The organism is Streptomyces tirandamycinicus, from assembly GCF_003097515.1.
GTDB lineage: Bacteria > Actinomycetota > Actinomycetes > Streptomycetales > Streptomycetaceae > Streptomyces > Streptomyces tirandamycinicus.
Genome location: NZ_CP029188.1, coordinates 5,955,686 through 5,969,669, shown reverse-complemented (window position 1 = coordinate 5,969,669; position 13,984 = coordinate 5,955,686). Strand labels below are relative to the sequence as shown.

Here is a 13,984-nt window from a genome sequence, read left to right as displayed (position 1 = left end):
TCAGCCGAGGACCTTCTGCTTCTCGGCGGCGAACTCCTGCTCGGTGAGCAGGCCCTGGGCCTTCAGCTCGCCGAGTTCCTTGAGCCTGTCGATCTTCCGGCCCATCTCGTCGTCGGGCGGCATCGGCGGGGGCACCGCTCCCTGGGCCTGGGCCGCGGCCGGGTCCGCCCCGGACGGAGCCTGCGCCTGCTGCGGCTGCGCCTGCTGGTTCTGTTGGTTCTGCTGCTGGTCCTGCTGTGCCCACCGGCCCGACTGCCGGCGCGACACGCGGCCGGACACCGCGGTGGCGGTGCCCGCGATGGCGGCCGTGCGGACCACTCTGCGGATGAGGCGGGGCATGTCGTCCTCCCGTACGGATGAAGGGACGTCTCCGTGTCGGTGACGGCGGACCGTTCGCTCAGGCCGCCGGTTCTCCCTGACCGGACACGCCCTCGACCTCGTCCAGGGCGGCCAGCAGCTGCTGGACGGGGATGCGTCCACCCGCGACCAGTTGGGCCCCGCTGCGCCGCATGGCGCGGGCGAGCGGCGCGGCCCAGGAGTTCTCGTACACCAGGACGGCCGCGGAGTTGCCCGGTTCGACGGCCGCGGCGGCCTCCTCGAGGTCGTCCTGGCCGAGCAGACCGGAGGACGCCCCTTCGAAGACGGTCAGGTCGAGGGTCCCGTCGCCGTCCATGTCGGCGAGCTCCAGGGCCGTGACCGTGCCGTCGGTGTCCTTGCGGACGAACAGCAGGTCGAGAATGCGGATGATCCTCCGGTCGACGAGGTCGACGAGCAGCGGAAAGCCCTCACCCGTCATGCGGTTGCCGGGGAACTCCACCACCAGGTAGTCGACGGGTCCCATTTCTTCGAAGTCATCGCTCATGACCACTCCCTGCGAGCGCATCAGCGGTCCGGGGCGGCTTGCCCGCCGAACGTCCGGCAGCCCCTCGGGGGGCGTCCCGTAAGCCATTGGAGCACTCGCCCGAATGCTTCGCACCTCCGGCGGGGCGGCCTCCAGGGCCCCCGGACCTGCCGGTACCAGGTCGGCCCGGTCAACTGGTGAGCTGGTAGATGCTGTTCCCCGTCAGCCACAGGCCCAGCACCAGGCAGCCGACGACGATGGCCGGCTCCTGGTGCTCCTGCAGCCAGCTCCGCAGCCGCGCCAGCCGCACGCCCGCCGCCTCGGGTGCGAACACCGTGTACAACTCGGCCGCGAGCAGGCTGCCCGTGGCGAGCAGCACGAACCCGAACAGGGCCGCGAACGACGCGAAGTGGGAGAGGTCCGCGCGGACCACCACGGTGGCGGCGGCCGCGACGAGGCCCCAGGGCTGCAGGAACACCGCCAGCGCGGCCGCCGACCAGGGCGACATCCTGCCCGTACCGCCGTGCGGGTCGGACGCGTGTTTGGCCCGGCCCTTCGCCTCGGTGGCCGCCTGGGGCGCCCGGTGCACGCGCCGCCGGTGCGCGCCGTACAGGACCAGTCCGACGCCGATCGCGAGCTTGGCCGCGAGGGCGGCGGTGGAGGGCGGCGACCTGGGCGGTGGTGGCTGACCGCCTGTGAACAGCAGCACCAGGGCGATCACGGCGACGAGACAGGCCAGCCAGGCGAGGATGAACGCCAGGCCCCGCCAGACGCCCCGGTAGGAGGACAGCACCAGCACAAAGGCCATGATGGGCAGCGGGTCGAGGGTGATGGCGACGGCGATGAGCAGCAAGTCGAGGACCATGTCGCTCCCCTCCGGCGGGTTCCCGCGCCGTGCGGGACGCTCGCGAGTGGGCCCTTGAGCCGACGGCCGCCCCGCGCGGACACGGGCCGCGACCGGCTCGCCCACCGTCCATGGTCACCTCCGGTGGCGGCCTCCCGCAAACAGAGCCCGGCGGTGACCCGGTGCGGCGGCCTCCCACGCACGGAGTCCGGCGGTCCCCCGGGCGGCGGGCGTGCTCGGCGTCCCGGGATGCCGTTGCGGACCGGGTCCCGCACTCTTGGTCCCAGGGAAGGAGCACGCATGACCACGCGGCGCCGGGCTCCGGACGTCCTCCGCCCGTCGTGGTGGTCGGGACGCTTCGCGTCGTGGAACGCCTCCGCGCGGTCGGCGGCCGAGCGCACCGAGACCCGCTTCCCCGTCGTCACCCATCTGACGACCCGTATGATCTCGGTCAACATCCTCGACTCCGCCACCCGGCTGGCCGCCCAGTGCTTCCTCACCGCCGTACCGCTGCTGTTCGTGATCGGGTCCTTCGCGCCCGAGGCGGTGCGGGACCAGCTGGTGAGTTCCGTGTCGGCGATCTTCGGACTCACCGGGGCATCGAAGGATCTACTCGAACAGGTGTACCGGTCCACGGACGACAACCTGCGCGAAGCCACCGGCGTGATCGGCGCGGTCATGGTGCTGCTGTCCGCCACGGCCTGCAGCCGGGCGATGCAGCGACTGTGCAAGCGGGCCTGGCTCGTCCCGAGGTCGGGCGTGCGGATCGCCCCCTGGCGCTGGCTGGCGTGGATCGGCGTGTGGCTGGCCGTACTGATGGTCCAGGGGCCGGTACGCGACGGGTTCGGCGCCGGTCTGTGGGTGGCCGTACCGGTCACCATGCTGTCGCAGGTCCTGCTGTGGTGGTGGTCGCAGCACCTGCTGCTGGGCGGGCTCGTCGGATGGCGGCCGCTGCTGCCGGGCGCGCTGCTGACGGGCTTCGCCGTGACGGCGCTGTTCATCGGCAGCCGGTACTACATGCCCCGTGCCATCGACCGGAGCCTGACCGAGTACGGCTCCGTCGGCACGGTCTTCACCCTGCTGTCCTGGCTGATCGTGCTCTGCGTCGCGATCGCGCTCGGCGTCACCACCGGGGCCGTGCTGGCGCGTGAGCCGTGGCTGGCGGGGCGGCTCGGCGACAGCGGTCCGCGATGGGCCGTGGACGGCACCGGGCGGCCCGGAGGGACGGACGGCGGCTGAGGCGTGGGGTGCTCCGCCCCCACGGGCGGTGAACCGGTCCCCGCGGTCGTGCACCACGCGGACCACGACCGTCAGCCGACGGCGTCCACGTCGACGACGGCCAGCGCGGACTCGGGGCGGGTCCAGCCCCGGCGCGCGGCCCCGCCGCCCCGCCCCGTCAGTGCCCCAGGTCGTGCCCGCCGAGATGGCGTGGTGCGGGGGCGCGCTCCAGTTCATGGCGCAGGTCGTCGAGTTCGCTGCCGCCCGCCATCTGCCGGGTCAGCTCGTCCAGGGTGATCTCCGACTTCCGGTGGCTCCCCGCCATCACGCCCCGCTTGAGCAGGATGAACCGGTCGCCGACGAGATAGGCGTGGTGGGGGTTGTGGGTGATCAGGACCACCCCGAGCCCCGCGTCGCGCGCCGCGGCCACGTACTTCAGCACCACCCCGGACTGCTTGACGCCCAGCGCGGCGGTGGGTTCGTCGAGGACGAGGACCCTGGCGCCGAAGTAGACCGCCCGGGCGATGGCCACGCACTGCCGCTCGCCACCGGACAGGGTGCCGATGGGCTGGTCCACGTCGCGCAGGTCGATGCCCATGCGCAGCAGCTCCGCGCGGGTGGTCTCGCGCATCGCGCGGACGTCGAGCCGCCGGAAGGGGCCCCTGCCCCTGGTCGGCTCCGAGCCGAGGAAGAAGTTGCGCCAGACCGGCATCAGCGGCACGACGGCGAGGTCCTGGTAGACCGTGGCGATGCCCCGGTCGAGGGCCTCGCGGGGAGAGCCCAGCGAGGTCTCCTCCCCCTCGATGGAGAAGGTGCCGGAGTCGTGCCGGTGCAGGCCCGCGATGATCTTGATGAGGGTGGACTTGCCGGCGCCGTTGTCGCCGAGGACGCAGGTGATCCCGCCCGCGTGGACCTCCAGTGACACGCCCTGAAGCGCGCGCACGTTCCCGTAGTACTTGCTGACGTCGTCGAGTTCCACGAGGGCCGTCATGCCGTCGCCTCCGCGCGCTTGCGGACCCATGCGTTCAGCAGGGTCGCCAGGAGCAGCATCGCTCCGAGGAAGAACTTGAACCAGTCCGGGTTCCACTCCGCGTACACGATGCCCTTGCTGGTCATGCCGAAGATGAAGGCACCGACCGCGGAGCCGATCGCCGAGCCGTAGCCGCCGGTGATCAGGCAGCCGCCGATGACGGCCGCGATGATGTAGATCAGCTCGTTGCCGACGCCCTCGCCGGACTGCACGACGTCGAACGAGAACAGCAGGTGCTGGCCCGAGATCCAGGCGCAGAAGGCCACTCCCGTGTAGAGCAGGATCTTGGTCCGGGCCACCGGGACGCCCACGGCCCGCGCCGCGCCCGCGCCGCCGCCGACCGCGAAGATCCAGTTGCCGAACCGGGTGCGCAGCAGGATCCAGGTGGCGACGGCGACCAGGCCGATCCACCACAGGATGGTCGTCTTGACGTCGACACCGCCGACGGTGAACGAGGCGAAGACCTTCTTGGCCGCGGGGAAGCCCTCCATGTCGGCGACGGTCCTCGTCGACACCGTGCCGCTGATCAGCTTGGTGAGGCCGAGGTTCAGGCCGGTGAGCATCAGGAACGTGCCCAGCGTGATGATGAAGCTCGGCAGTCCCGTACGGACCAGCATCACGCCGTTGAAGGCGCCGATCGCCAGCGTGACCAGGAGCGACACCAGGGCGCCTACCCACACGTTCGCCGTCATCTGGTAGCTGAACATCGAGGAGACCAGCGCGGAGCTGGTCACCAGTACACCGGCCGACAGGTCGAACTCCCCGCCGATCATCAGCAGGGCGACCGGCACGGCCATGATGCCGATGGTGGAGGCCGCGTACAGCACGGTGCTCAGGCTGGACGTCCGCAGGAAGGTGTCGGCGACGATCGAGAAGAAGAGGAACACGGCGGCCGCGCCGACGACCGAGCCCAGTTCGGGGCGCCCGAGCAGCTTCCGCCACGGCGAGGTGTGCAGCAGCCGCTCGTCCGGGGGGCCGGTCCTGTCGCCGGCCGGTGGTGCGGTCGTGGTCATCGGGTCCCCCGCTCGGTGTACTCCTGCAGTTCGGCGGCGTCCTTCTCGGTGATGATCTGCGGGCCGGTGAGGACGGGCCGTCCGCCGCCCAGCACATCGGCGTTGTAGCGGTAGAGCCACAGCAGGTCCACGGCCTCGTAGCCCTGGAGGTACGGCTGCTGGTCGACGGCGAAGCCGAGGTCGCCGGCCTTGAGCCCGGCGGCGACCTTCGCGTTGAGGTCGAAGGTGTCGATCTCGGCCCCGCTCCCCGCGGTCCGCTTGGCCTGGACGGCGGCGTCGGCGAACGGGGCGCCCAGGGTGACGACGGCGTCGATGGACGGGTCGGTCTGGAGCTTGGCCTCGATCGCGGCCCGGACGTCGGGCATGTTGGTGCCGTCGACGTACAGGTTCTGCAGGTCGCCGCCGAAGGTCTTCGCCGCCCCGGAGCAGCGCTGCTCATGGCCGACGTTGCCCTGCTCGTGCAGGACGCACAGGGCCTTCTTCCGCCCGCGCCGGTCGAGCTCGTCGCCGACGGCCTCGCCGGCGACGGTCTCGTCCTGGCCGACGTGGGTCAGTGCGCCGTACGCCTTCGACTCGGCCGAGCCGGAGTTGACGGTGATCACCGGGATGCCGGCCCGGGTGGCCTTGGCGACGACGTCCTTCATCGCCTCTGGCTTGGCGAGCGTGACGATCAGCCCGTCGACCTTCTTGTCGATGTACGTCTGGACGAGTTGGGACTGCTGCTGGGCCTCGTCGCTGTGGGCGTACAGGAACTCGACGTTGTCCTTGGCCGCCGCCTGCCGGGCGCCCTTCTGGACGATGTCCCAGAAGGTGTCGCCGTCTCCCGAGTGGGTGACCATGGCGAACGTCCAGCGCGGTGTGTCGACCGCGGCCCTTCCCTGCGCCTCGGCGGCCCTGCGGGCGTCCTCGGCGCGCTTGCCGCCGGTGGCGCTGCACCCCGCGAGGGCTGATGCCCCGAGCACCGCCGCCAGCACCGCGCCGATCGCACGTACCCCAGTCCGAACCCTTGCCACGACGCCGTGCCCCTCTTGCTGTGCCTGCCGTACTCCCGGGCAAGTATCCCCGAGCCCGGCGGCCGGGGCGGCCGGCGGGTGGCTGGTGAGCCGGGTCATCGCGTGCCGTCGGCCGTGAGCTTCTCCAGTGCGGGGACGTCCTTCTCCGTCACCAGAGCGGGGCCGGTGAGCACCGGCTTGCCGCCGCCGACGACGTTGCCGTTGGTCTTGTTGAGCCAGAGTCCGTCGACGGCGAGGTAGCCCTGGAGGTACGGCTGCTGGTCGACGGCGAAGCCGACCTCCTCGGCCTTGAGCCGCTTGACCACCTCGGCGTTCAGGTCGAAGGTGTCGATCTCGGCCCCGCTCCCCGCGGTCCGCTTGGCCTGCACGGATGCGGCGGCGAACGGGGCGCCCAGGGTGACGACCGCGTCGATGTCCTTGCCGCTCTGCAGTTTCGCCTCGATGGAGGAGGTGGCGGCGGGCATGTTGGTGCCGTCCACGTTGAGGTTCTCGACGGTGCCGCCGAAGGTCTTCCGCACGCCCGCGCAGCGCTCCTCCAGCGAGACGTTGCCCTGCTCGTGGATGACGCAGAGGACCTTCTTCTTGCCGCGCTTGCCCAGTTCCTCGCCGACGGCCTCGCCGGCGACCGACTCGTCCTGGCCGATGTGGCCGAGCGCGCCGAGCTCCCGGGAGAACTGCCCGCCGGAGTTGATGGTGACGACGGGTATGCCGGCGGCGACGGCCTTCCTGACGACGTCCCTGAGCGCCTCGGGCTTGGCGAGGGTGACGACGATGCCGTCGACCTCCTGGTCGATGTACGTCTGGACCAGCTGGGCCTGCTCCTTGCCCTCCTTGTTCGCGGCGTACAGGAACTCGACGTTGTCCTTGGCGGCGGCGTCCTTCGCTCCGCGCTGGACGATGTCCCAGAAGGTGTCGCCCTCGCCGGAGTGGGTCACCATGGCGATCCTCAGCCGCTCGGTGGTGGCGGGCTTCCCGCCGCCGCTGCCGCCTGCGGCGTTCTCCTCGGAGTCCTTGCCGCCGGAGCTGCTGCATCCGGCCACGGCGAGTGCGAGTGCGGCGAGCAGGACTGCTGCCGTGCGGGGTCTGCGCATGGTGGGGTCCGCCTTCTCTCCCGGCCGCCCGGTTGCGGCTGGGTGAGTTTCTACGGGGGCGGCGCCACCCCGTCAATACTTTGTCCGAACATTCTTACGCGGGGCTGGTGCGATGGGAGCGGGTCCCGCCGCTCATCCGGCCCGGGCGGCGCGGCACCCGCCACGGGATCCCTCAGGGACGGACCAGGAGCTGGAACTCGAAGGCGTACCGCGAGGCCCGGTAGACATGCGAGCCGAACTCGACGGCGCGCCCGGTGTCGTCGAAGGTGGTCCGCTCCATCGTCAGCAGCGGGGAGCCCGCCTCCTCGCCGAGCAGCCGCGCCTCGTCGCCGGTGGCGGCCCGGGCGCCGACCGACTGCCGGGCGCTGTGCAGGGTGATGCCGGCGCCGCGCATCAGCCGGTAGAGCCCGGTGGACTCCAGTTGCCCGGTCTCCAGCGGCAGCAGCCCGGCCGGCAGGTGGTTGCACAGGTGCGCCATGGGCTCGCCGTGCGCCGAGCGCAGCCGCTCCACCAGGTGGACGTCGCTGCCCTCCGGTACCCCGAGCGCGGCCGCGACCTCGGCGGTCGCCGGTTCGACGAGGTTGCGCAGGACGCGGGTGGCGGGCCGCTGCCCCGCCGCCTCCAGGTCGTCGTAGAGACTGCTCAGTTCCAGCGGGCGCCTCACCTGGCTGTGCACGACCTGGGTACCCACCCCCCGGCGGCGCACCAGCAGCCCCTTGTCGACGAGGGACTGGATGGCCTGGCGGACGGTGGGCCGGGACAGCCCGAGCCGGCCCGCCAGTTCGATCTCGTTGCCGAGGAGGCTGCCGGGCGTCAGCGTGCCGTGCTCGATGGCGGCCTCCAGCTGCTGGGACAGCTGGAAGTACAGCGGGACCGGGCTGGCGCGGTCCACGCTGAGCTGGAGCGGCGCGGTGGCGTCCGTCGTGTCTCTGGGCTGCTTGGGCACGCTGCGAGGGTAGTCGCAGGGTCTATTGACGGGAAGTTGTGTCGTTCGATTGTCAGGACAAATGCTTGACAGGGCCCTTCGCCGACCTCCACCTTTGGGCCATGCGCATCGGACTCATCGGAACCGGACGGATCGGCGCCTTCCATGCGGGCGTCCTCAGCCGCCATCGCGATGTCGGCGCCCTGGTGGTCGCGGACACCGACGCCCGGCGGGCGCGCGAGGTCGCGGCCCGGATCGACGCCACCGCGGCTCCTTCCGTCGACGAGGTCTTCACCTGGGGCGTGGACGCCGTCGTCATCTCCTCGGCCACCGCCGCCCATGCCGAGCTGATCGGCCGGGCCGCACGCACCGGGCTCCCCGCCTTCTGCGAGAAGCCGATAGCGCTGGACCTGCCGGGGACCCTGGAGGCCCTGCGCGAGGTCGACCGTGCCGGGACCGAGCTCCAGCTCGGCTTCATGCGGCGCTTCGACGCCGGGTACGGCAGGGCCCGCGAACTGGTGCGCTCGGGCCGGCTCGGCAGGCTGCACACCGTACGGGCGGTCACCGCGGACCCGGCCCCGCCGCCCGCCGCGTACCTGCCGCTGTCCGGCGGGCTCTACCGCGACTGCCTGGTGCACGACTTCGACATCCTGCGCTGGATCACCGGACGGGAGGTGGTGGAGGTGTACGCCACCGGCTCGGACGCCGGGCCCGCCATGTTCCGCGAGGCGGGCGACATCGACACCGCGGCCGCCGTGCTGACCCTCGACGACGGCACCCTGGCGTCCGCCACGGCCACCCGCTGCAACGGCGCGGGCTACGACGTCCGGATGGAGCTGTGCGGCGAGGACGACACGGTCGCCGTCGGCCTGGACGACCGTACGCCGATCACCTCCACCGAACCGCAGGGCCCGCCGCCCGCCGACAAGCCGTGGCCGGGCTTCCTGGAGCGTTTCGCCCCCGCCTACGAGGCCGAGCTGGACGCGTTCGTCCGCCTCGCGATGGGCGAACTGGACAACCCCTGCGACGGCCGGGAGGCCCTGGAGGCACTGCGCGTCGCCGAGGCGTGCGAGCTGTCCCGGCGGGAGCGCCGCCCGGTGCGCCTGGAGGAGATCCCGGGACTCTGAGCCGTCCGGCCATCCGGCAGCGCGGCAGCGCGGCAGCGCGGCAGCGCGGCAGCGGGGCCACGCGACCGCCCGGCACCGGACGGAGGGTGGCGGACGGCGGACGACAGGTGGCGGGTGGCGGGGCGCCCCGCTCGCCCCCGCGCCGGAACCGCCCACCCCGGCTACCCCAGCTCCGAGGCCGCGCTCGCGATCAGCATGTCCAGCGCCGCCGGGTACGCGCTCACGTTCATCTCGGCGACGAGATGGCGCGCCGCCGGTGCGATGTGCGGGTGCGTCGTCGCCGGCAGCCGTGCGTACGTCGCCTGCCAGACCGCCTCGTCCGCGCGGCGCGCCGCCTCGGGGAGGGCCAGTGCCGCCGCGTCCAGTGCCGCGAAGGCGAGCGTCTGGTCGATGAAGCAGTGGTAGACCCGCACGGCGTCGCGCACCGGGAAGCCCGCGCGGTGCAGCACGCCGAGGACGGCCTCGTCCGCGGCGATCTCGTTCGCCCGCCCCGAGACGCGGCTGGCCGTGAGCACCGCGGCCTGCGGGTGGGCCAGATAGGCGGCATGGATGCGCAGCCCCAGTTCGCGCAGGTCCGCACGCCAGTCGTCGGTGGCGCGCCATCCCCTGAGCGCCCGGCCGATCAGCTCGTCGCCGACGGCGAGGATCAGCTCGTCCATGCCGCGGAAGTAGCGGTACAGGGTGCTCGGGTCCGCCCCGAGGGCCGCGCCGAGCCGGCGCGCGGTGAGCCCTTCGCCGCCGTGCTCCCGGAGCATCCGCAGCGCCGTGGTGACGATCAGCTGCTCCGAAAGGACCACTCCGGCCTTCGTGGGGCGACGGCGGCGGCGCGCGCCCTCCGGAACCACCTTCTTGGGCAACGCCCCCTCCTCCCACCGTGGTTGGCACCCGCCGGTACCGGCCCCGGCGCGCTTATGCCAACGCCATTGACGCTACCAGTGGGCGGTGAGTTTCATCAGGCCCCGGAAGAGTCCTGATGAAGAGGGAAGGGAAGAGGTCATGCGCATCTTGCTGGTCGGCGCCGGCGGAGTGGGGACAGCAGTCACCCGGATCGCCGCTCGCCGCGAATTCTTCGAACACATGGTCGTCGCGGACTACGACGAGACCCGGGCCCGGGCCGCCGTGGCCGGTGTCTCGCAGGCCGGCGACGGAGGTCCCGCCGGGACGGACGGCGGCGGCACCTCGGAAGGCGGCCGGTTCTCCGCCGCCCGGATCGACGCCTCGGACGAGGCCGCCGTCAGGGAACTCCTGGAGCGGGAGCGCTGCGACGTCCTGCTCAACGCGACGGACCCCCGGTTCGTCATGCCGCTGTTCCGGGCGTCGCTCGCCGCGGGCGCGCACTACCTGGACATGGCGATGTCCCTGTCGCGGCCGCATCCGCAGCGGCCGTACGAGGAGTGCGGGGTCAAGCTCGGCGACGAGCAGTTCGCGCTGGCGGAGGGCTGGTCGCAGTCCGGCCGGGTCGCACTCGTCGGGATGGGCGTGGAGCCCGGTCTGTCGGACGTCTTCGCCCGCCACGCGGCGGACGAGCTCTTCGACTCGATCGAGGAGGTCGGCGTACGGGACGGCGCGAACCTCACCGTGGAGGGCTACGACTTCGCGCCCTCGTTCAGCATCTGGACCACGATCGAGGAGTGCCTGAACCCTCCGGTGGTCTTCGAGACGGGCCGCGGCTGGTTCACCACACCGCCGTTCAGCGAGCCGGAGGTGTTCGACTTCCCCGAGGGGATCGGCCCGGTGGAGTGCGTCAACGTGGAGCACGAGGAGGTGCTGCTCATCCCGCGCTGGGTGGACGCGGACCGCGTCACCTTCAAGTACGGCCTCGGCTCGGACTTCATCAACACCCTGCGCGTGCTGCACCAGATCGGCCTGGACCGCACGGAACCGGTGACGGTGCGCGGCGCCGACGGCCCGGTGCAGGTGTCGCCGCGTGACGTCGTCGCCGCCTGCCTGCCGGACCCGGCCACGCTCGGCGACCGGATGTGGGGGAAGACGTGCGCGGGGACGTGGGTGAAGGGCGTCAAGGACGGCCGGCCGCGCGAGGTGTACCTCTACCACGTCGTCGACAACGAGTGGTCGATGAAGGAGTACGGCAGCCAGGCCGTGGTGTGGCAGACCGCGGTCAACCCGGTCGTCGCCCTGGAACTGCTGGCGACGGGCGCGTGGTCCGGGACCGGCATCCTCGGCCCGGAGGCCTTCGAGGCGCGCCCCTTCCTCGATCTGCTGACGGAGTACGGCACCCCCTGGGGCATGCGCGAGCAGTAGGCGCGGTGCGCGCAGAGGGGGGTGCACGCACAGGGGGGTGCGGCGGCGCGGCGGGCAGGGGAAGCGGCCCGCAGCGCCGCCGCACGATCAGGCCAGCACGTTCAGCGCGCCCGGCTGCACCCGCACCGTCACCGGCAGGGTCGCGTCGACCTCGCCGTCCGCCCCGTACGGGAGGGAGCGTTCGGCCTCGATCCGGATCTCCTCGCCGCGCAGGACCTCGATCTCGGGGCGCCTCAGGTGCGCACCGGTCTTGAGCTCGTTCATCATCGTGAAGAAGAGGCGCTTGGGCGCGTGCCGGATGACGACGACGTCGAGCACGCCGTCGTCGAGGCGGGCCCCGGGGGCGATGTTGCGGCCGAAGCCGTAGTAGCCCGAGTTGGCGGCGACGACGGTGTAGCCGCGCCGCTCGTGGAGCACCCCGTCCACGGTGACGCGGTACTCCGCCGGCCGCCAGGCCGCGACGGCCCGCAGCCCGCCCGCGTAGTACGAGGCCGCGCCGCGCAGCAGCTTGGAGGTGTTGGCGTGCTGGTTGGCGACGGCGTCGACACCGGCGTAGACGCTGCCCAGGACGGACACCCCGGCGTGGGTGGCCGACTCGACCCGGATGGTGTCGACCGCGCGGGGCGTGCCGTCGAGGAGTACGGCGGCGAGGGCGGCCGTGTCGGTGGGCAGGCCCAGCGCCCGGGCGAAGTCGTTGCCGCGTCCGGCGGGTACCAGACCGAGGACCGTGTCGGTGCCGCTGAGGGCGCCGCCGACGCATCCGGCCATCCCGTCGCCGCCGACGGCGAGCACGACCTGCCCCTTGCGGCCGGCCTCCCGGGCCAGCTCCCGGGCGTGTTCGAGGTTGCGGCTGTACCGGGTGTCGAGCCCGGCCCCGGCCTCCCTCAGGATGCGGGCCAGCGGGAGCAGGGCCGCCGTACCGCTGGAGCCGCCCGCGGTGGGGTTGACGACGGCGGTGAACTGTCGCATGGATGCGCCTTTCGGAAGGCAGGGCCGGTCAGCGGACGGGGATGAGCACACCGGGATTGAGGATCCCGGTGGGGTCGAGCTCGGCCTTGACGGCCTGCAGCACGCGGACGCCGACGGGCCCGATCTCCCGGGTGAACCAGTCGCGGTGGTCGGTACCGACGCCGTGATGATGGCTGATGGTGCCGCCGGAGGCCAGGATCGCGTCGCCCGCCGCCCGCTTCGCCGGGGCCCAGTGGGCGACGGGGTCGCCGCCCTGGGCGGAGACGACGGTGAAGTAGAGCGAGGCGCCGTTCTCGTACACGTGCGAGATGTGGCACATGACCAGCGGCGGGGTGCCCGCGTCGGTGAGGGCGGCGGTGAGGGCGCCGCGCACCGCGTCGTAGAGGCCGGGCAGCGCGGACCAGAAGGCCGCGGTCTCCAGGGTCTCGGCGAAGGCGCCGGCGTCGAGGAGCGCGTCGCGCAGATACGGGGCGTTGTAGCGGCCGTGGGCCCAGCGCTCGCCCGGCTCCTCGCCCACGTACTCGCCGCCGCAGGCGAGGAGGACCTCGCGGGCCCGGGCGCGCCGGTCGGCGGTGTCCTCGGCGGTGCCCTCGTACCCGGCGATCGCCATGCACCCGGCGGACCCCGGCGCGTCCGGGCTCCCGATCCGGTCGGGCTGGGCGAGGCCGACGAGGGACTCGGTCTCGTCGGACAGCCGCAGCACGGTGGGGCGGGGGCCGTCCTGGGCCAGCTTGCGGAGGGCGGCCGTTCCGGCCTCGAAGGAGGCGAAGCGCCAGCCCTCGTAGACCCGGGTGTGGGGCAGGGGACGGACGCGGACGGTGACCGAGGTGATCACGCCGAGCGCGCCCTCGGAGCCGAGCACCAGCTGGCGCAGGTCCGGTCCGGCGGCCGAGCGCGGGGCGCGCCCGATCTCCAGGGTGCCCTCGGGGGTGGCGACGGTGACGCCGAGGACCATCTCGTCGAAGCGGCCGTATCCGGCGGAGGCCTGGCCGCTGGAGCGGGCGGCGGCGAACCCGCCGATCGACGCCCACTCATAGGACTGGGGGAAGTGGCCCAGGGTGAAGCCGCGTTCGCCCAGTAGCGCCTCGGCGTCGGGCGCGCGCAGCCCGGGCTGGAGCACGGCGGTGCGGGAGACCTCGTCGAAGGAGAGGAGTCCGTCGAGGCGGCGCAGGTCCAGGGCGACGAATCCCTGCTCGGCCTCGGGGGCGAGACCGCCGACGACGGAGGTGCCGCCGCCGAACGGCACCACCGCCAAACCGTGTTCGGCGCAGGCCCGCAGCACGGCCAGCACCTCGTCGTGGTTCGCGGGCAGGACGACGGCGGCGGGGATGTCGTCGACCTCCCCGGCGCGGATCCGCAGCAGGTCCGGGGTGGACTTGCCGCGGGTGTGGCGGATCCGGGACTCCGCGTCGGTGCGCAGGTGCACGGGTTCCTTGACGGCGGCGGTGAGCGCGCGGCGGGCCGCGCCGGTCAGCGCGGATCCGGGTACGGCGATGTCGCCGAGGGCGGCGGGGCCGCTCTCGCGGGGAGTGACTCCCAGCAGATCGCGCAGCAGGCCGACCACCGAGTCGGGCAGCGGTGCCGCCTTGGCCGGGTCGCCCCAGCCGCTCCACAACATGTCCACGTCGTCCGTCCTTCACCGTCGGTTTCG

14 protein-coding genes are annotated in these 13,984 nt (G+C 72.7%); 3 read left to right on the top strand and 11 right to left on the bottom strand.

Features of this window, described 5'->3' with window-relative positions; genetic code table 11:
• The 3 genes from DDW44_RS26050 to DDW44_RS26040 form a co-directional block, all read right to left on the bottom strand.
• Positions 1 to 339 carry an SHOCT domain-containing protein gene (locus DDW44_RS26050; protein WP_108907959.1) on the bottom strand — a complete coding sequence of 113 codons (339 nt, stop codon included), beginning with the start codon at positions 337 to 339 and terminating at the stop codon, positions 1 to 3.
• 58 nt (positions 340 to 397) lie between these two features.
• Entirely contained in the window at positions 398 to 862 is a 465-nt protein-coding gene (locus tag DDW44_RS26045) for a DUF6325 family protein (protein WP_026281483.1), read from the bottom strand.
• 169 nt (positions 863 to 1,031) lie between these two features.
• A complete protein-coding gene (locus tag DDW44_RS26040) occupies positions 1,032 to 1,706 on the bottom strand; it encodes a GAP family protein (RefSeq protein ID WP_018888800.1) in 675 nt (224 codons plus the stop codon).
• Positions 1,707 to 1,985: 279 nt separating this feature from the next.
• Between DDW44_RS26040 and DDW44_RS26035 the strand changes: the two genes are divergently transcribed.
• The gene (locus tag DDW44_RS26035; protein WP_017944451.1) at positions 1,986 to 2,924 is read left to right on the top strand and encodes a YhjD/YihY/BrkB family envelope integrity protein; all 939 of its coding nucleotides are present in this window, start codon (positions 1,986 to 1,988) and stop codon (positions 2,922 to 2,924) included.
• 157 nt (positions 2,925 to 3,081) lie between these two features.
• On the opposite strand, the gene DDW44_RS26030 is transcribed toward DDW44_RS26035, so the two are convergent.
• From DDW44_RS26030 to DDW44_RS26010, 5 genes are all read right to left on the bottom strand, one after another.
• Positions 3,082 to 3,894 carry an ATP-binding cassette domain-containing protein gene (locus DDW44_RS26030; protein ID WP_017944452.1) on the bottom strand — a complete coding sequence of 271 codons (813 nt, stop codon included), beginning with the start codon at positions 3,892 to 3,894 and terminating at the stop codon, positions 3,082 to 3,084.
• Positions 3,891 to 4,946: an ABC transporter permease gene (locus DDW44_RS26025; protein ID WP_018888798.1), complete on the bottom strand. Its 1,056-nt coding sequence runs from the start codon at positions 4,944 to 4,946 to the stop codon at positions 3,891 to 3,893. Before DDW44_RS26025 ends, DDW44_RS26030 begins: the two co-directional genes overlap by 4 nt.
• On the bottom strand, positions 4,943 to 5,959 hold the full coding sequence (locus DDW44_RS26020) for a sugar ABC transporter substrate-binding protein (RefSeq protein WP_166802797.1): 1,017 nt from the start codon (positions 5,957 to 5,959) through the stop codon (positions 4,943 to 4,945). The genes DDW44_RS26025 and DDW44_RS26020 overlap by 4 nt, the downstream gene beginning before the upstream one ends.
• Before the next feature lie 95 nt (positions 5,960 to 6,054).
• Positions 6,055 to 7,050 carry a sugar ABC transporter substrate-binding protein gene (locus DDW44_RS26015; protein ID WP_108907958.1) on the bottom strand — a complete coding sequence of 332 codons (996 nt, stop codon included), beginning with the start codon at positions 7,048 to 7,050 and terminating at the stop codon, positions 6,055 to 6,057.
• Between the two features lie 172 nt (positions 7,051 to 7,222).
• The gene (locus tag DDW44_RS26010) at positions 7,223 to 7,996 is read right to left on the bottom strand and encodes a GntR family transcriptional regulator (RefSeq protein ID WP_017944456.1); all 774 of its coding nucleotides are present in this window, start codon (positions 7,994 to 7,996) and stop codon (positions 7,223 to 7,225) included.
• Positions 7,997 to 8,097: 101 nt separating this feature from the next.
• Here DDW44_RS26010 and DDW44_RS26005 point away from each other — a divergent pair, with 101 nt between their 5' ends.
• Positions 8,098 to 9,102, top strand: coding sequence for a Gfo/Idh/MocA family protein (locus DDW44_RS26005; RefSeq protein WP_027732278.1), 1,005 nt, complete (start codon positions 8,098 to 8,100; stop codon positions 9,100 to 9,102).
• A gap of 161 nt (positions 9,103 to 9,263) precedes the next feature.
• On the opposite strand, the gene DDW44_RS26000 is transcribed toward DDW44_RS26005, so the two are convergent.
• Positions 9,264 to 9,959, bottom strand: coding sequence for a TetR/AcrR family transcriptional regulator (locus DDW44_RS26000; protein WP_108907957.1), 696 nt, complete (start codon positions 9,957 to 9,959; stop codon positions 9,264 to 9,266).
• Between the two features lie 139 nt (positions 9,960 to 10,098).
• Between DDW44_RS26000 and DDW44_RS25995 the strand changes: the two genes are divergently transcribed.
• Entirely contained in the window at positions 10,099 to 11,364 is a 1,266-nt protein-coding gene (locus DDW44_RS25995) for a saccharopine dehydrogenase family protein (protein WP_108907956.1), read from the top strand.
• An 87-nt stretch (positions 11,365 to 11,451) separates the two neighbouring features.
• Here the strand turns inward: DDW44_RS25995 and DDW44_RS25990 are convergent, their stop codons facing one another.
• Both DDW44_RS25990 and DDW44_RS25985 read right to left on the bottom strand, forming a co-directional pair.
• Positions 11,452 to 12,333, bottom strand: coding sequence for a diacylglycerol/lipid kinase family protein (locus DDW44_RS25990; RefSeq protein ID WP_108907955.1), 882 nt, complete (start codon positions 12,331 to 12,333; stop codon positions 11,452 to 11,454).
• Positions 12,334 to 12,361: 28 nt separating this feature from the next.
• Positions 12,362 to 13,957: an FAD-binding oxidoreductase gene (locus tag DDW44_RS25985; RefSeq protein WP_108907954.1), complete on the bottom strand. Its 1,596-nt coding sequence runs from the start codon at positions 13,955 to 13,957 to the stop codon at positions 12,362 to 12,364.
• Between the last annotated feature and the right edge of the window lie 27 nt (positions 13,958 to 13,984).